The sequence below is a fragment of the Variovorax brevis genome, from assembly GCF_030317105.1.
Taxonomy (GTDB): Bacteria; Pseudomonadota; Gammaproteobacteria; order Burkholderiales; family Burkholderiaceae_C; genus Variovorax; species Variovorax brevis.
The window spans coordinates 472,663-490,865 of record NZ_JASZYG010000006.1 but is presented as its reverse complement, the minus strand read 5'-3'; the positions used below and the strand labels follow the sequence as shown (position 1 = coordinate 490,865).

General features: G+C 66.5%; 9 protein-coding genes. 6 read left to right on the top strand and 3 right to left on the bottom strand.

The genetic code is table 11. The features are described from left to right. The first annotated feature begins 36 nt into the window (after positions 1-36). On the top strand, positions 37-10,653 hold the full coding sequence (locus QTI66_RS21735) for a VCBS domain-containing protein (RefSeq protein WP_286561964.1): 10,617 nt from the start codon (positions 37-39) through the stop codon (positions 10,651-10,653). Here the strand turns inward: QTI66_RS21735 and QTI66_RS21730 are convergent. After that, a complete protein-coding gene (locus tag QTI66_RS21730; RefSeq protein WP_286561962.1) occupies positions 10,630-11,583 on the bottom strand; it encodes an AraC family transcriptional regulator in 954 nt (317 codons plus the stop codon). The genes QTI66_RS21735 and QTI66_RS21730 overlap by 24 nt on opposite strands. Before the next feature lie 134 nt (positions 11,584-11,717). On the opposite strand from QTI66_RS21730, the gene QTI66_RS21725 reads away from it, so the two are divergent. From QTI66_RS21725 to QTI66_RS21705, 5 genes are all read left to right on the top strand, one after another. Then, positions 11,718-12,116 carry a carboxymuconolactone decarboxylase family protein gene (locus QTI66_RS21725; RefSeq protein ID WP_286561960.1) on the top strand — a complete coding sequence of 133 codons (399 nt, stop codon included), beginning with the start codon at positions 11,718-11,720 and terminating at the stop codon, positions 12,114-12,116. Positions 12,117-12,154: 38 nt separating this feature from the next. Beyond that, on the top strand, positions 12,155-13,144 hold the full coding sequence (locus QTI66_RS21720; protein ID WP_286561959.1) for a Bug family tripartite tricarboxylate transporter substrate binding protein: 990 nt from the start codon (positions 12,155-12,157) through the stop codon (positions 13,142-13,144). A gap of 63 nt (positions 13,145-13,207) precedes the next feature. Further along, on the top strand, positions 13,208-14,266 hold the full coding sequence (locus tag QTI66_RS21715) for a beta-keto acid cleavage family enzyme (protein ID WP_286561958.1): 1,059 nt from the start codon (positions 13,208-13,210) through the stop codon (positions 14,264-14,266). Between the two features lie 149 nt (positions 14,267-14,415). After that, a complete protein-coding gene (locus QTI66_RS21710) occupies positions 14,416-15,921 on the top strand; it encodes a M48 family metalloprotease (protein ID WP_286561957.1) in 1,506 nt (501 codons plus the stop codon). Between the two features lie 200 nt (positions 15,922-16,121). Then, on the top strand, positions 16,122-16,559 hold the full coding sequence (locus tag QTI66_RS21705; protein ID WP_286561956.1) for an LEA/WHy family protein: 438 nt from the start codon (positions 16,122-16,124) through the stop codon (positions 16,557-16,559). Between the two features lie 46 nt (positions 16,560-16,605). On the opposite strand, the gene sorU is transcribed toward QTI66_RS21705, so the two are convergent. Further along, entirely contained in the window at positions 16,606-16,962 is a 357-nt protein-coding gene (sorU, locus tag QTI66_RS21700; protein WP_444815030.1) for a SorU family sulfite dehydrogenase c-type cytochrome subunit, read from the bottom strand. Further along, positions 16,959-18,161, bottom strand: a complete 1,203-nt coding sequence (gene sorT / locus QTI66_RS21695; protein WP_286561955.1) for a SorT family sulfite dehydrogenase catalytic subunit — start codon at positions 18,159-18,161, stop codon at positions 16,959-16,961. Before sorT ends, sorU begins: the two co-directional genes overlap by 4 nt. Positions 18,162-18,203: the final 42 nt, after the last annotated feature.

Sequence of the window (18,203 nt, the reverse complement as noted above, 5' to 3'; positions counted from 1 at the left end):
CCGCGTTCCCATGCATTGGCGCTGGAGCCGCGCATCATGTTCGACGGTGCTGCGGCCACGGCGGTCGACCATCACCACGACAATGACGCGGGCGCCACGGCACCGGCCGGCCCGGTCGACCTGGCTGCCCGTGCGCCGGCCACTGCGGCGCCTGCGGCAGCACCGACTGTCCAGCCGCCCACCCTCAACCTGGTGGTGGTCGATTCCCGCGTCGAGAACCGCGAGCAGCTCACCGCCAAGCCCCCCACCGACACCAAGGTGCTGGTCGTGGACACCCGGACAAATGGCCTGGCCGCCATCTCGGCCGCGCTCGCCGAACTGGGCCATGTGGATTCCATCCAGATCTTCTCGCACGGCGCCTCCGGCCAGTTCACGCTGGGCAACGCCACATTGGACCGCGACGCGCTCAGGGATGCCGCAACCGTGCTTTCCAGCTGGCATGCGCAACTCAATGCAGGCGCCGACATCCAGCTGTATGGCTGCGACATCGGCGCGGGCCCCGCCGGCCAGGCATTGGTCGCCCAACTGGCCCAACTCACCGGCGCCGACGTGGGCGCCTCCAGCGACGCAACCGGAAGCACCGCGGCAGGCGGCAACTGGAACCTGGAAGTGGTCAGCGGCGTCATCGACAAACCCCTGGCGATCGGTGCCGAAGCGTCTGCCGCCTATGCAGGTCTGCTGGCCAACGCAGCACCCACCGTCGCGCTGGACAGTGGCGGCAGTGACGTGCTTCTGGGCGAACAGGCCAGCTTCACGGTCAACTTCTCCAACAACTCCGCCCAGGTCGGCTACGCGCCGTTCATCGACGTGTTTCTGCCGGCGACCGGCAAGGACGGCAATGACGGCGTGACTTTCGCCTCGGCCACCTACCTGGGCCAGACGCTCGGCGCCAACGTCGTCACCTTCGATGCCAATGGAAACGCGACACACCCGTTTGCCCGCGATGCCAACGGCAACCCGGTCATCGTCACGGCGGCCAGCGTTGGCATGCGCGCGGGTGACCTGATGGTCGTCATCTCCCTGCCCTACGGCAGCGTGGCGAACGACCAGCCGGTCATTCCGGTCAACGTGACGGTCAACCTCAGCAACCTGGCCGACACGGCCTATTCCAACGGCAACCCCGACCTGGGCATTGCGGTGCGCGGCGGCTTCGAACTGGGCAACGACGCGCTCTTCAACCCGAAGCAGGACCCCAGCCTGATCGGCACGGGACTTGTCCAATACAAGGTCCACCCCACGGTCCTGACCTTCGACGAGACCATCAACGCGCCCGAAGGCGAAACCGCCACCGGCCCCAACTACGGTCGCACGCTGACGGTCACCGCGACGCCCGCGCTCGGCCAGACGCTCACCCATGTCGAGGTCGTCCAGGATCTGCCCATCACCATCCAGGTGACCGCCATCACGCCGGGCGCCGGCGGCACGCTGACGTCGATCAGACTGCACAGCGGCACCGTGCTGACCGACCCGAACGACATTGCCCGGGCCATCGCGGCCGGCGACTTCATCGACTCGTTCACCGTGACCTACGCCTCGCTGTCGGTCGCCACCAACACCGTGGTGGCGTTCTACGTGCCCGATGCCGATGCCGAGGCCGCGGCCATCCTCGATCCGAAAACCGGCAATCCGCGCACGATCACGGTGGCGGCGGCGCAAGCCAGGGGCGGATGGGTGCCGCTGGATCCGCGTGACCTCACGCCGCCCGCGACCTCCATCGACTTCACGGCCAGCGGCGAAGACACGAGCTTCGTGGCCAGGTCCATCGCGCTCATCAAGCAAGCCACGCTGCAGACGGAAACCGGGCACGCGGGCCTGACGCCAGGCGACACGCTGGCCTACCAGTTCGACATCACGATCTCGGATTTTTTCGTGTTCGGCCGCAACATCCTGCAGGAAGGCCAGTTCGTCGTGAAGGACCAACTGACCGACGGGCAGACCTTGGCCGGAACGCCAACGCTGAGCTTCAGCATCGGCGGCGCCACGCAGACCATTGCGCTGGTTGCCACCCCGGTGGTGAACCCCGACGGTTCGACTTCGCTGACCTTCGATATTGCCCAATCGCTGCGCAACAACGACCCGCTGCGCGCCTACCTCAATGGCGACCTCGCCATGGACTCCAGCCAGCTTGGAGCCACCCGCGCCAGGATCAGCTACACCGCCACGATCGGCCAGAGCTACAAGCCGCCGGCGGGGGCGCCGCACAGCGACATCAACGAAGGCGACTCGGTGGGCAACAACGCGGTTGTCACCGCCACCATCCTGGACGCGCCTGCCAGCGTCGCGGGCAACCAGAGCGACGGTTCGGGCACCACGTCCACCGTGCCCACCAGCACGATCGACATCCAGCTCGTGTCCGTGAACAACGGCACGCCGCCCGCGAATGGCGAACTGCGTCCGGGCGATCTGGTCACCTTCCAGCTGAGCTACGACCTGGTCACGGGCGACTACGAGTCCTTCAGCCTGAGGGCGTACCTGCCGCTGCCGCTGTTCAGTGTGGCCGGCATCGCCTGGAGCAACGGCGATGAAGCGGGACAGTGGGAGCTGGACACGGGCAACACCAACCCGGGGCCCCCACCCACGGTGTCGAGCGGTGCCGGCAATTCGGTGGTCTTCACCTTCCCTGACTACGCCACCCCGGCGAACGGAAGCCGCATTGTCGTGGCGTTCACCTTGCGGGTCGGCGACCAGCCCTTTGCCGACCAGCGCTCATTGAGCGTGCTGGGTCAGTCCAGGCAGTTGACCACGCTGACGGACCAGCAATTGATCTCCTACGACGTCACGCGCATTGCGTCGATCGCCGAGCCGGTGCTGAACATCACGCACGGCGTGGTGTCGACCACCCACGGCACCGTGACGGGCACGACCGGCAGCTGGAGCGCGCCCGGCACCTCCGGCGTGCCGTTCACCGGCAGCGTGAACAGCCTGGCTGCCATCGACGGCAGCGTTTCAGGCATCGATGCGGGCGATACGGTGCGCATGGCCACCGCCATCGAGAACACGGGCGGCGGCAATGCCTTCGATGTGGCCACGAGCATTGCGTTGCCGGCTGGCATCGGCTTCGTGGGTGGCAGCCTGGCGACTGCCAACGTGCTCGTCTTCCGCGGCGACGGGTCGCAGTTGGTGCTCGGCACCGACTATGCCGTCTCGGGCAACGCCATCACATTCCTGGACGCGGGCAACCAAGGCAGTTTGCTCGCGGGACGCCCAGGCTCGGCAGCCGACACCGCTGGCCGCAACCTCGTGGTCATCACCTACGACACCGTGGTGGCGCAAAGCATCGAAGCCAGCCGCACCTTGCAAAGCACCGGCACGTTGAACCGCTACGCCAGTGCCGAAGGCGGCACGGACTTCACGCCGACCGACCTGAGCGACATCGCCGCCCAGCAGGTGGCCGCCCCATCCGTGACGAAGTCCTACGCCGACGGCTCGCTGGACAACGGCGATTCCAGCGCCACGCACACCAGCGGCTCGAACCTGGTGATCGGCGAGAGCATGCTCTACGACATCGTCGTGACGCTGCCCGAAGGCGTCGCGCCTTCGCTTGTGCTCACCGACCTGGTTCCGACCGGGCTGCGGCTGGACATGAGCTTCAACAACGGCACCGGCTACCAACTGCTGACCAGCAACGTCCAGACCGGTTCGCTCCCCGCCAGCCTCAACGGCACGGTGGTCATCAGCGGCGTGAGCGCCGTCTCGGGCGTACTGGGCGACGACGGCGTGGACCCGCGCTTTACCTTCAGCAGCGCACAGGTCACGGGCGACAACGTCCTGAACAACAACAGCTTCGTGATCCGCTTGCGGCTGGTAGCGAGCAACACCCTGGCCAACCAGGCGGGCCAGACGCGGACCAACAGCGCGCAGCTGAGCTATTCGGACCTCGACGGCGACACTGCGAACGGCAGCACCGCCATCACGCGCAACGTGGCACTGTCAGGTGGCGCGCCGGGCATCACGGTGCGCGAGCCCACGCTGCAGATCGCGCAGACCCTGGTCACGCCGCCGGGCCTGGGCTTCGACGAGGGGGATGTGGTCCAGTGGGACATCACCATCACCAACGGCACCGGCGCAACGGACTTCGACGCCTTCGACATCAGCTTCCTGAACCCGCTGCCGACGCAGCTGTCGAACATCGCGCTCACCGGCGTGGTCTATGGCGCAGGCGCCACCAATCATGGCGGCCCGGACTTCGTCCTGAGCGGTACTTCGCTGGCCACGGCCCTGACTGCCAACATCGATGTCGCCAGGGGCGGCACGATCACGCTGCACCTGAGCGGCGTGATCAACGCCACGGCCGCCGCAGTGCCGGCCATTCCGAACAGTGCCACGGTGCAATGGACCAGCCTGGACGGCACCGTCGGCGGCGCGGCCGACCCGGCCGGCGAGCGCACCGGCGTCAACGGCGCGTTGAACAGCGGCGTGCTCAACGACTACCGGCTCACCACGACGCTGAACATACCCGTGGCCTCGGGCATGCGCTTCTCACGCGTCGGCGGCTTGGACAACACGATCGCGCCAACGCCCACCGACAACCCGGTCGAGAACGTCACGGTCGGCGAAATCATTCGCTATCGCGCCGCGGTGCTGATGCCCGAAGGCGTCACACCCAACTACCAGTTGCAGATCACGCTGGATGCGGGGCTCGATTTCATCGTGCCCACCGACGTGCTGAACAACATCCGTGTCGGCCTCGTCTCCAATGGCCCGCAAAGTGCCTGGATGACCAGCGACGCCACGCTGACGATCAATCTCACGCCGGTGCATGTCGACGGCAATGAGAACAGCCCGGAAGCGCAACTCATCACCCCCACCCTGACCGGCCCGGCGCCGCTGGGCGTCTTCGATCCGACGCGCATCACCGTCACCACGAATGCACAGGGGCGGCAGGTCATCACCTTCAACCTGGGCACCATCACCAATCCGCCGAACGACCTCGACCTGGAAGGCATCGTGATCGAGTTCAACGTGCGCGTGGCCAACGTGGCCGCGGTGCGGACCGGCGCGCAGCTGAATGCCACCGTTCATGAATTCTCGAACGGCGTCCAGCTCGGGGGGACCGAGACCCTCACAGAAAGCATTGTCGAGCCCTCCTTCAACAGCCTGTTGAACCGGGTGATCGACTTCGACCCGAATCCCTCGGGCAACAGCGGCACGGCCACGTTCCAGGTGGACTTCACGCAAAACGGCGGCGTGGCGGCTTTCAACACGCGCCTGGCGGTCAACTACCCGCGGGCCATCAACTACCAGTTGGTCAGCATCAAGGTTGACGGCAATACCTATACGCCGGGCAATCTGCCGCCGGGCATCAGCACATTCATTGGACCCTCCGGTGTAGCGATCGACTTCGATCAGATCAACATCGGCAGCAGCGTGCAGGTGGTGTACACGGCCATATTGCTCAACGACGAGGCGGTGCTGCCGGTCAACACCATCCTGACCTGGACCAGCCTGCCCGAGACTTTCACGGAATGGGGCGGTGACATCGTCGGCAGCGACGGTCAGCGCGATGGCGAGCGCATCGGCACCGGGATCGGTCCCAACGGCTACCTGCTGCGCACGGCGGCCGGCCTGGGCCGCGTGGCCGGGGTGTTGTGGAACGACACCTTCTCCGCCAATTCCACACCTGCGCCCGCGCTCACCGAACCGCTGCTGCAAGGCAAGACCGTGACCCTGACCTGGGGTGGCGTGGACAACGACCTGCTTACCACCGCTGACAACCGCACGTTCACCACCATCACCGACCTCGCCGGGGCCTACCACTTCACGCTGCTGCCCACGGGTGTCTACCGCATCACGATGCCCACGGGGCCCATCACCGACATCAACGATGCTGCCGCGGGACTGATGGATGTGCGCATCGATACCGATGCGGGCACGCTCGGCCAGGTGGATTTCGCGATCGACGCCAGCACCCCGGAGGGCGTGGTCACCGTGATCGCGAATGCCGGCTACGTCGAGCACAATGATCCACCCACGTTTGCCGTGCCCGGCACGCAGAACGGCTTGGAAGACGTGCCGCTGGCCATCCACGGCATCGTGGTGGCGGACCCGGACGCACAGCGCAACCCAAACCCGGCAAGCCCGCTCACGGTGCGACTCAACGTCGGCCAAGGCACGCTTTCGCTGTCCGGCGTGCCGACCGGCGTGACGGTGAGCGGTTCGGGCACCGGGACGCTGTTTCTCACCGGGGCGCTGGCCGACCTGAACGCGGCGCTGGACATGCTCTTGTACCAGGGCCGGCGGGACTACAACGGCAATGACCGCCTGTTCCTCGTGGTGTCCGACAACGGCAACTTCGGCGATGCCAACAATCGCAACGGCATTCCCGGCGAAGCGCAGGACGCGCTCAGTGCCTCGGCAGATTTCCTGATCGTGCTGGCGCCGGTGAACGATCCGCCCGTGGCGGTGGACGACAATGCGAACGCTCGGGAAGCCGGGGGCACCGACAACCAGCAGCCTGGCTTCGACCCGCCGGGGGGGCTGCTCGGCAAAGACGTCGACCCGGACCTGAACGACATCCCGCCGGACGTTCTTCGCGTGACCGAGATCGGCTTGGCCGACCAGGCCCGGCAGCCGGTGCCGCCCACAGGCCTGCGTGAGATCGTCGGTCAATACGGCCGGTTGGTGGTGGACCGCAATGGCCTCTTCCAGTACATCGTCGACAACAGCAACGCGGCCGTCGAGGCGCTTCGCACGCCCGACCAGACGCTGCAGGAAAGCTTCGACTACGTGGTGAGCGACATCGCAGGGGCAACCGACATCGGCCGCCTCACAGTCACCATCCACGGCGCCAACGACACGCCGATCCCGGTCGATGACGAGGGCACGGCCGTCGAGGCCGGCGGCGTTGCCAACAACATCCCCGGCAGCGATGCAACTGGCAACGTGCTGACCGATCCGCTGACGGGCGACCACGACAAGGATGTGGTCGGCGAGGCGCTGACCGTGACCGGCATCCGCCTGATTCCCGAATCCAATCCCGGCCCCATCCTGCCGGTGCCCGGCAGCACGGGCGGCGGCAGCGGTCTGGTCGTGACGGGCCTGTACGGCACGCTGACCATCGGGTCGAACGGCAGCTACCGCTACGTGGTGGACAACAACAACGCGGCCGTGCAAGCCCTGTCGAACGACAACCAGATCCTGTCCGAGGTGTTCAGCTACCGCGTGACGGACGTGGGTGCGCTGGATGCATTGGCCAACCTCACGATCATCATTCGCGGCCGCAACGACAACCCGGTGGCCACGGACAACGCCGCGCAAGCGCAGGCCGCTCCTTCCGACCTGAGCCGGCCGGAGATCAACCCCGGCGGGAACGTCATCACCGACAACAACGGCAATGGCGTGGACAGCGACATCGACAGGGCCGACCAGCCCAGCACGGTGCTGCAGGTCAACGGCATCCGCACTGGCACCGAAGCCGCGGGCGGCGCGCTGGGCGCGGTCGCAGCGGGCAGTTCCAGCGCCAGCGGCGGCACGGTGCTGCAGGGCCTGTATGGCACGCTGACCATCGGCGCCAACGGCAGCTATGCCTATGACGTGGACAGCACCAATCCCCTGGTGTACGCGCTGCCCGAAGGCGGTTCCCTGAACGACGTCTTCACCTACCGGCTGGCGGACACGGGTGGCCTGACCGACCTGGCGCAACTGGTGGTGCAGGTGAAGGGCGTCAACGACCCTCCCGTCGCCGGCGACGTGAACGAACTCGCCATTGAAGCCGGTGGCTTCAACAACCAGTCCGCGGGCGTGGACCCGATCAGCGACGTCCGTGGTCCCGCGCTCGACCCGGACGGCAATGTGATCACGCTCACGTTCGTACGACCCGGCCGACCGAACGTGCCCGGCACGGATCAACCTGTGTCGCCCACTGGCGAAACGGTCATCAGGGGCACGTATGGCACGCTGTTCGTCGCCGCCATCGGCGCCTTCGAATACAGGGTGGACAACCTCGATCCCGCGGTGCAGGCCCTGCTGCTCGATACCGACCGCATCCAGGAGTACTTCACCTACACGGTCGACGACGGCCAGGGCCTCTCGGCCAAGGGCGAGCTTGTCGTGGTGATCCACGGGCGCAATGACAACCCGGTGGGGGTGAACGACACCATCCAGGCGACCGAAGCGGGTGGCACGCGCAACGGCACGGCCGGCATCGATCCCGTCAGCAACGTTCTCGTCAACGACACCGATGTGGACACCAACGACCAGCGCTTCGTGCTCGGTGCGCGCAGCGGCGGCGAAACAAGGGGCGGCCCGTTGACCGGTGTGCCGCTGAACGGCAGCGTGACGATCGCAGGCACCTACGGCTCGCTCGTCATCTCGTACGACGGCAGCTACCAGTACGTTGTCGACAACGGCAATCCCGCGGTGGATGCCTTGCGGCCCGGCCAGACGCTGTCGGAGAGCTTCACCTACGCATTGAAGGACCTGGCGGGCGCCGCGGACTCCGCGCAACTGGACGTCACCATCAATGGCGCCTGGGATGCCCCCGTGGCCCGGGACAACGCCACCTACGCGGTGGCAAACAACCCCTTCAGGACGGCGATCAACCCCGAGGGCAACCTGCTCACCGACGACAACTTCCTGGGCGTCATCGTCTTTGGCGCCGACAGCGATGTGGACAACAGCGACGTGCTGCATGTGAGCGCGGTGCGCGCCGGCCCCGAGACGGATGGGCCCGGCGGCATGACGGCGGTGCCCGCGGGAAGCACGCTCGCAAGCGGCGTCCGCATCACGGGCCAGTACGGCTGGCTCAACGTCGGTGCCGACGGCGGCTATCTCTACGAGGTGGACAGCCTGAACCCCGCCATCCTCGCGTTGGGACCCCTCGGGTTCGTGACCGAGCGATTCACCTATGCGGCGCAGGACCTGGGCGGCCTCACCGACCTGGCCCAGCTCACCGTGGTGATTCGTGGCGTGAACCAGGCGCCCATTGCAGTGCCGGACCAGGGCGACGCCATCGAGGCCGGGGGACTGCACAACGTCGACACGCAACCGTCCCCGAACGGCAATGCCCTTGCCAACGACACCGACGTCGAGGGAGATCAGCGCTTCGTCGTGGGCGTCAGGCCCGGAGACTCCTCCGCCGGCGCTGCGGTCGGCGGCCTCGGCACGACGGTGCAGGGCCTGTACGGCACCCTCACGATGCAGCGCGACGGCGCGTGGGAATACGTGGTCAACGACGACCTGCCTGCGGTCGAGGCTTTGCGCATCAGCGGCCAGACCTTGACCGACGTGTTCACCTACACCATCACCGACTTTCCCTGGGGCGCACGCGCCACGTCGGAACTGCGCGTGGTGATCGACGGCCGCAACGACACCCCCATCGCCGCCGACGACACCGCCACCGCGGTGGAAGCCGGGGGCATCGCCAACGCGACGCCAGGCGTCGACCCGCGAGGAAATGTGCTGGACAACGACAGCGATGTCGACAGCGCGGCAAATGGCGAGACCCGGCAGGTGCTGAGTTTTGCGGGCAGCGATGGCAAGAGCGCCACAGCCGGGTCCGCGTTGCAAGGTCTCTACGGTCGCCTGGTGCTCAACGCCGACGGCAGCTACACCTACGACGTCGACAACGACAACCCCGTCGTCCAGGCGCTGCGCCTTGCCGGAGAAACCTTGACCGAGCGGTTCAGCTACTTCATGCGGGACACCGCAGGTGCCACGTCCAGAGCCAATTTCATCATCACCATCCAGGGGGCCAACGACAACCCGGTGGCTCTCGACGACACGACCGACGCCTCCGACCAGGTGGCTGCGCCGCAGACCACGGGCAACGTGCTGCCCAACGACAGCGATGTGGATGGCGGCGATGCGCGCACGGTGGTGGCCATTCGCGCGGGCGCCGGGAACGGCACCGGCGCGGCCGGAAGCCTTGGCCAGCCACTGTCGGGCCGCTACGGTACCTTGGAGATCAACGCGGATGGCAGCTACACCTACACCATCGACCAAAGCAACCCGGACGTGCTGGCGGCGGCGGGCAGGGGCCAGGTGCTCAATGACTACTTCACCTATACCGTGGCAGACCTGAGGGGCGCCACCGACCAGGCGCAGCTCACGGTTCTCCTGGACATTGCCGCACCCTTCGTGCCGGCGCCAGGCGACCAGATCTTCCCGCAGCGCGATCGATCAATTTTCCAGAACGAACCGCTGCCACAGCTACAGCCGGCCATCTTCGTGCAACCGGTGGTGCGGGACATTGCGCGCGGCCTGGAGTTCTCGTCATGGCGCTCCGACGGCACGCGCGTGCTGGCACCCCTGGCCGACGACTTCGGCTTTCCCTCCATCGGCGCAGGCCTGGGACGGGTGAACGGGCAATTCGTGGCGCGCGCCGTGGCGGAAGGCCGCGTGGACCGCGAACTCAGCATGGCCCGCTTGCTGGGCCGCGAAGGGCGCGTGAACCTGAGCGCCGATGGCTTGCTGGATGCTCCCTCGCTCTTTGCACCGGAGCCCGAGATGATCATTCCTGGCGAGGGTGGCTCGGCCAACGTGGACCCGGAAGCGCTGCAGCCGCAAACCGCGAGGAGCTTCACCGAGCAACTGCGTGGCGAGGCGCAGGATCGCGCTGCGTTTTCCATGGAGAGCTGGATGCCACCTGCCAATCTGGCGCAGGGGTGGGGCGACGTGGACAGCGCATCCTCAGTGGGTCCTGCGCCACCTTGAAAAGGCGCTGAGGCTGCCGAACCCGAGAAGGGGAGCGATTTCCGACAGGAGGCGGCCTCCGCTGAGGTGGCGTGCCATGAGTTCCTGCCGGATCTGCTGAAGCAGGGCCGAAAAGCTGCAACCCTCCCGGGCCAGCCGGCGATGGACGGTGCGCCGATCGATGCCCATGTGGAGCGCGACCTGATCCGCATTGCACCGTCCCGTTGAGAGCAGGGCCAGGATCATGTGTTGCACCTCATGGCGCGTGCGTGTGCGCTCCGACGGCGTTGCCTCGGCCAGCATTTGATGGGCATAGCCTCGCATCACCGGGTCGGCCATGGCCATCGGCGTGTCCAGGTCGGTTCTTCGCAGCACGATGCCATTGAACTCCTGCGAAAAGCGCACGCTGCGCCCGAAGAGCCGTCGGTGAATGTCCAGGACGGCGGGCGCCGGATGCATGAAGCACACGGCGCGGGCCGACCACTCCGGCCCCAGCAACAGGCGAAGGATGCGGTGCATGGCGCCGACAGCCAGCTCGATGGACTGGCGGCCCGCGCTGGGCGCATGCAGCAGTTCCTGGGTGATCACCGCGACTTCGCCCGACTCTTCCAGCCGGGCGACGAGGCTTTCGTTGTGCTGCCGGCCATAGCGCACCAGGGTGGCGATGGCCTCGCGCAGCGTGGGCTCGTCGCGCGCCAGCATCCCCACCAGCCCCAGGGTGGACAGCCGCCGCGTCTGCGCCAGGCGCAGCCCGAAGGCCTGTTCCCCCGACTCTCGCGCCGACAGTTCCAGCAGCGCCATCACCGCGTCGGCCGACAAGCGCAGGTCGGCGCTGTCGAGACAGCCCGGGGGCAGCCCCACGCGCGACAGCATCAGGGTGGGATCCAGGCCCAGGCTGCGCGCCAATTCGCCGTAGTTGCTCAGGCTCGCGCTGCGTAGATAGGACGTCACGGTGTTTTCCCTGCCTGTCTCAAATGGTCAAGCGACTGCCCCGGATTGTCAACCATGGACTCCGCCCTGATCCTAGAGTTCGCTCCATGGCGCACACGCCGTTTCGCCCCTTTTTTCTGCCTTCAGGAGACACCATGCAAGCGACCGCTTCCCCCACCCCCATCTGTGACGCCATGCGCGCTGGCGGTCAATGGAACAACAACTGGGAGCCCATGGCGCAACTCGACGCCGACTGGACGGAAAAGTTCATGGCGATGGTGAGCGCGCCCCTCAACTCGGGGGTGATCGATCCGAAGACCTTCGAGCTGATTGCCATCGCCGTCGACGCCTCGGTGACGCACATGTTCGGCCCCGGTGTGCGTCGCCACATCCGCCGCGCCCTTGCACTGGGGGTGACGCCGGAAGAGATCACGGCCGTGCTGCAACTGACCAGCACGCTGGGCCTGCACACGATGAGCCTGGGCGCACCGATCCTGTTCGAGGAGATGGATAACTACCGGCGCGGCGCCTTCAAGGACGTCAGCGAGGGCTGAGCAACCGCCCCCCCACCACCCCACAAAAGCGAATCCCCATGAACACACATTCCAAGCTTCCATCGCGCCGCGCCTGCCTGATCGCGCTGACCGCCTGCCTGGCCTGCGCCGGCGCGCAGGCCCAGAACGACTGGCCCAACCACCCGATACGGCTGCTCGTCCCTGCCCCCGCCGGTGGCGCGTCCGACATGATCGCGCGCACCCTCGGCGAAAGCATCCGCAAGAGCACGGGCCAGGCGGTCGTGGTCGACAACAAGCCGGGCGCGGGCGGCATCCTTGCTGTCGATGCCCTGCTGTCCGCGCCGCGAGACGGCTACACCTTCGTGGTGTCGCCCAACTCGCTGGTGACCGAGAACCCGTACAGCTACAAGTACCGGATCGACCTCTTCAAGGATTTGGCACCCGTGGCCGAAGTGGCGAGCGTGGCGCTGGTGCTGGTCACCAACCCGCAGCTGCCCGTACGCAACCTCAGCGAGATGGTGGCCTACGTCAAGGGAAACCCGGGCAAGGTCAGCTACGCCTCGTACAGCCCCGGCACGCTGTCGCACATCAAGGGCATGCAGCTCAACAAGGCTGCGGGACTGGACATGGAACATGCGGGCTACAAGGGCTCGCCACCGGCCCTGCAGGACATCATGGGTGGCCAGGTGCAGTTCATGTTCGATGGCATGGGCACGTCGCTGCCCATGATCAAGGCGGGCAAGCTGCGGGCTTTGGCCGTGACCTCGGCCCAGCGCTTGCCCTACCTGCCCGACGTGCCGACGCTGGCCGAGCAGGGCTACCCGGACCTGACGCAGATCATGGGCACCAGCGTCTGGTCAACCCCGGACGTGCCGCAGGATGTGCGGCGCAAGTTCCGCGATGCCTTGCTCAAGGCCATGGCCGCGCCGGAGGTGAAGAGCCAGTTGCAGGTACTTGGCATGCAGGCCGGTGACCCTGCGCAGAGCATCGACGAGCTGGACAAGCAGCTGCGTCGCGACAACGAGCGCACCGGCCAGATGCTGCGCTCGATCAACTACACGCCCTGACCCGGGGACGCCGGGCACCCTGCGGCCCGGCGAATTTTTTTTTCTCCTGACTGGAAGGCCATCATGCATTTTCTTGACGGACATCTGTTCCCCGAAAACCAGCAACCCCTGATCATCACCGCCGCGCCGTACGCGCCGTCGTGGGTGCCCTCCGACTTCCCCGAGGACATCCCCGTCACGATCGACCAGCAGATCCAGAAGGCGGTCGACTGCTACAACGCCGGCGCCACCGTGCTGCACCTGCACGTGCGTGAACTCGATGGCAAGGGCAGCAAGCGCCTGTCCAAGTTCAACGAACTCATCGCCGGCGTGCGCAATGCCGTGCCCGAGATGATCATCCAGGTCGGCGGCTCGATCAGCTTCGCCCCGGAAACCGAAGGCGCCGCGGCCAAGTGGCTCTCTGACGACACGCGCCACATGCTGGCCGAGCTCGACCCCAAGCCGGACCAGGTCACCGTGACCATCAACACCTCGCAGATGAACGTGGTGGAGCACTGGGAATACGAGGACTACAAGGGCACCTCGATGGAAGACCCGGCAGTCTTCAATGCCTACAAGGAAATGACCGTTCCGGCGCAACCCGGCTGGGCCGAGGAGCACATCCGTCGCCTGAACGACGCGGGCATCCAGAGCGCCTTCCAGTGCTACAACATCAACAGCTTCGAGTCGGTCGAGCGCCTGATGCGCCGTGGCGTCTACAAGGGCCCGCTGGTCATGAACTGGGTCGCCATCAGCGGCGGCATGGACCAGCCCAACATCTACAACCTGGCCAACTTCGTGCGTGCCACGCCGGACGGCGCGGTGCTGACGGTGGAAAGCTCGATGCGCAACGTGCTGCCGGTCAACATGATGGGCATCGCGATGGGCCTGCACGTGCGCTGCGGCATCGAGGACAACCTGTGGAACCAGGCCCGCACCGAGAAGATGAGCACGGTCAAGCAGGTCGAGCAACTGGTGCGCATCTCGCGCGAGTTCGGCCGTCCGGTCGCCACCGCACAGCAGGCACGCGAGATCAGCAAGATCGGCGTGTTCTACGACACCGTCGAGGAATCGCTGCTGGCCAACGGCTTCGCGCCGAACCGCAACGGCGCGCACCAGGGCTTCCTGCGCAAGGCGGCCTGAGGGCGGACGGGTCAGCGCGCCCAGCGCAAGACCTGTGCGTCGAGGCGTCGCGCCTGCCAACGCCCTGTGGCTCCGCGGGCGCTGTTGTTCGCTACGATCCATGCTCATGCGCCGAGCCCGACCCGGGCAGAACGCGATGGAGGTTTGTGATGAGCACGTGGTCCATTCGTCCGCTGCTGGTGCTTGCAATGCTGCTGTTGTCGGCCTGCGGCTCCCAGGTGGTCAACCCCGTCACCGGCCGCGCCGAGTACTCGGTGATGGACGAGGCCTCCGAGATCAGGGAGGGCGCCAAGTCACATGAAGGCGTGCTGAAGGAGTACAGCGTCTACGCCAATCCCGGATTGCAGGCCTATGTGAACGACCTGGGCCAGAAGCTCGCCAGCCAATCGCAGCGGGCCAACCTGAAATGGACCTTCACGGTCCTCGACAGCCCGGAGATCAATGCCTTTGCATTGCCCGGCGGCTATGTCTACGTCACGCGCGGCATCATGGCCTACCTTGACAGCGAGGCGGAGTTGGCGGGGGTGATGGGCCACGAGATTGGCCATGTCGCCGCACGCCACGGCGCGCAGCGCGCGACGCGCCAGCAGACCGCAGGCATCGGCGTGATCGCCGCCACCGTCCTTGGCGCCGTGCTCGAGGTTGGAGGGGTGGGCGGAGCCACCAACCTGGCGAGCCAGTTGTCGCAGACGGCCGCATCGGGATACATCGCCTCGTACAGCCGGGACCAGGAATCCCAGGCGGACGAGCTGGGAGCCGAGTACCTCTCGCGCGTGCGCTACAACCCGCAGAACATGGTCGACGTGATCCAGGCGCTGAAGAGCCAGGAACAGTTCGCCGCCGACATGGCCAAGGCCGATGGCAAGCCGGGGCCATCGGGATCGAACTGGCTCGCTTCTCATCCCGCCAACGACAAGCGGCTCGCCGACATCAAGGTCTACGCCGCCAGGTACAAAGGCCAGGATGGCTACGCGGATGAGGGACGCGCGCGCTACCTGCAGGCCATCACCGGCATGACTTTCGGTGACGGCGCCGAACAGGGACTCGTTCGCGGGCGCAACTTCTACCACGAGGGCCTGGGTATCGCGATGACGGCGCCACAGGGCTGGCAGATCCAGAATGCGTCCGACGCGATCATGCTTGTCAACGGCGCGGGCGATGCAGGCTTGGTGGTGCGGTTGGTGCCACCGAAGGCCGGCAGCACGCACAACGAAGTGATCCGCAATGTGCTCGAGCCGATCGACGGCCGCACGGAACAGCGCACGCTCCACGGCCTGACCGCCACGCATTTCGACGGAACGGTTCGCACCCAGCAAGGGCAGTCCCGGGCACTTGCGCTGACGCTCGTCGCCGGACCGGAAGATCACACCTACTGGCTGCAATACGTGGCCAGGGATCAGAACGCCCGTCAACGCGCACAGGCGGGTTTGAAGGAGGCCGAGGCCTCTTTTCGACCGATGTCGCAGGCCGACAGGGCGGCGGCCAAGGCGTGGACTGTGCAAACCGTGCCTTACCCCCGCGGAGGCTTCAGCGAACTGGCAAAGTCATCACCGCTGCCCGCCGCCAAGGCGGAAGCGCAACTGAAGCTGATGAACGGCGCCTACAGTGGCGGCGCGGATCCGAAGCCGGGACAAGCGGTGAAGGTGGTGAGATAGCTTGGGGAGACGTGCCTCCAACCTGCCGCCTTCGGCTGGGGCCTCATGACACCTGAAAAGGAGAATGCTGTGAACCGTCGCAAGATACCCGGCATCCGTGCAGTGCTCACGTCGCTGCTGGCCAGCGGCACACGTGCGCAGGGATGATGCTCATGGGCAACCGGCGATCGACACTCGTCCGCCTTGCCGGACTTTTCACGATGGCGGTTGCCGGATGTGCGAGTTGGCCCGGCAGCGAGCCGCTGCGTGTCACGCTCGCAGGTGTGGAGCCGTTGTCCGGCGAGGGCATGGAGATGCGACTGCGGCTGAAGCTGAGGGTGCAAAACCCGAACACGGGAGCGATTGACTACCAGGGTGTCTCGGTGACGCTGAACCTGCGCGGCTCGACGCTGGCCAGCGGCGTCAGCCCCGAAGCCGGCTCGGTACCCGGCTTCGGCGAGCAGCTCATCGAGATCCCCGTGACGGTGAGCGCGGTGGCCGCGCTGCGCCAGATCTTCGGCATGGCCTCCGGCAGCAACAGGGCGCTCGACTACGTGCTGAGGGGCCGCCTGGGCGGTGGCTTGGGCGGCCATGCGTTCGAAGCGAGCGGAAAGATCGACTGGCCGGCCGGCGCCTCGCCCTGGAGGAGCGACCACTGAAGCGGTGAAGGGCAAGCACCCTGCGATCCGATCGTCCCTGAAGCAGTCAGGGATTCGCTTGCGTCACCGCAGAGACGTAGCGCACCAACGCAGCGACCTGGGCGTCGGTGAGTGCGGTGAATGCGGGCATGGCGCCCATTCCGCTTCGAATGACCCGGGCGATGCGGGCCGCGTCGGGCTTGAGATCGTCCAGGTCCGGCCCGATTTGTCCGGTCGCTCCGGCGTCCTTCAGCGTGTGGCAAAGCGCGCAGGCCGGGGCGGATGCTGCACCGCTGTTGAAGATCTGGCGCCCTTCCGCCAAGGCTGGATCGGCCGCAAGACACGGCGCGGCAATCGCCATGCACGCCAACGCCAAAGCCACCGGCGCGGCAAGCTTGCCGGATCGAAACGTCAGCCGGCTCATGCGACGGTCACCGTGACGGCGTGGTCACGCCAGCTGGTGTTGAGATAGCCGGCCTTGTTCTCGATGCGCGTCTCTGGCTGCGTGCGTCCCTTGACGTCGGTCACCCGACTGGCCAAGCGGTGGGTGCCAGCAGGCAGGTCAACCGTGGCTGCGAATTCGCGCCACGCAAATCGGCCCAGATCGGGGCCGACCAGCGCCGCCACCTTCCACGTCGCGCCGCCATCGGTCGAGACCTCGACCTGCTTGACCGCATTCGTCCCTCCAAACGCGACGCCCTTGATGACCGCTGCGCCCGGGCGCAGCGTTCCGCTTTCAGGCAGCGGCGAATTGATCCAAGACTTGGGCGGCATTTGCCACACCGAAGGATCTGCGGGATTCATGGCCTTGGCATCCGGCGCACTCATCCTGTAGTCGGTCTGCTGGATCGACGAGTCGGACTCCGCCTGTGTGAACGCGACGCGCTTCACGTACTTGATGCTGTTGACGCCGGTGAAGCCAGGCACGACCAGACGCAGGGGTCCGCCGTGCGCCAGGGGGATCGGCTGGCCATTGAGTTCCCACGCCAGGAGCGCGTCATCCAAAGCGACGATGGGCACGCTGCGCTCGATGCGTGTCTTTGGATCGAGGCCTGCGGGAATGACCTCGCCGCCAGTCCCGGTCAGGAACTTCGCGCCGGCCTCCATGCCACCAAGTTCATGCACCAGGTCACGCAGCGGCACGCCGGTCCACATGACGCAGCCTGCGGCGCCAACCTGCCACGGCGTGCCGGAAGGCCTGGAAGGGAACATCCCGCGACCGTTGCCACTGCACTGCAGAACCATCGTCACCGTCTCGGTCGGCATCTTCTTCAGGTCGGCCAGCCTGTAGGCGCGCGGGCGGCGCACGCCGTCGATCCGCACTTCCCAGGCGTCCCTGTCGTTCAGGATGTCGGCGCTTGGCGGCGCAATGTTGTTGCGCACGTAGAGATGCCTGGCCGGGGTGATCACGCCGTCGCCCATGGCGCTGCGGCGCAGCTCGATGGTGTTCGGGCTGTGCACGATCATGGCGCCCGCGTCCTTCCACGCCGCGAAGGCGGGCAACGGCCGGGCTTCCTGTGCGAACGCCGATCTCCAGGGACCGAGACTTGCCATCGCTGCGGCGGATGCCGACATGCCCAACAAGGCGCGGCGCACGGGATTGACTGCGAAATGAGGAGGCATTCGATTTACCGGAAGTTGATGAAGATGCTTCGGGAGCCAATG

Coding starts and splice junctions, on each gene's coding strand:
- sorU (WP_444815030.1), bottom strand. CDS start 16,962: ATGAGCCGGCTGACGTTTCGATCCGGCAAGCTTGCCGCGCCGGTGGCT.
- QTI66_RS21705 (WP_286561956.1), top strand. CDS start 16,122: ATGGCGGTTGCCGGATGTGCGAGTTGGCCCGGCAGCGAGCCGCTGCGT.
- QTI66_RS21715 (WP_286561958.1), top strand. CDS start 13,208: ATGCATTTTCTTGACGGACATCTGTTCCCCGAAAACCAGCAACCCCTG.
- QTI66_RS21720 (WP_286561959.1), top strand. CDS start 12,155: ATGAACACACATTCCAAGCTTCCATCGCGCCGCGCCTGCCTGATCGCG.
- QTI66_RS21725 (WP_286561960.1), top strand. CDS start 11,718: ATGCAAGCGACCGCTTCCCCCACCCCCATCTGTGACGCCATGCGCGCT.
- QTI66_RS21735 (WP_286561964.1), top strand. CDS start 37: ATGTTCGACGGTGCTGCGGCCACGGCGGTCGACCATCACCACGACAAT.
- QTI66_RS21710 (WP_286561957.1), top strand. CDS start 14,416: ATGAGCACGTGGTCCATTCGTCCGCTGCTGGTGCTTGCAATGCTGCTG.
- sorT (WP_286561955.1), bottom strand. CDS start 18,161: ATGCCTCCTCATTTCGCAGTCAATCCCGTGCGCCGCGCCTTGTTGGGC.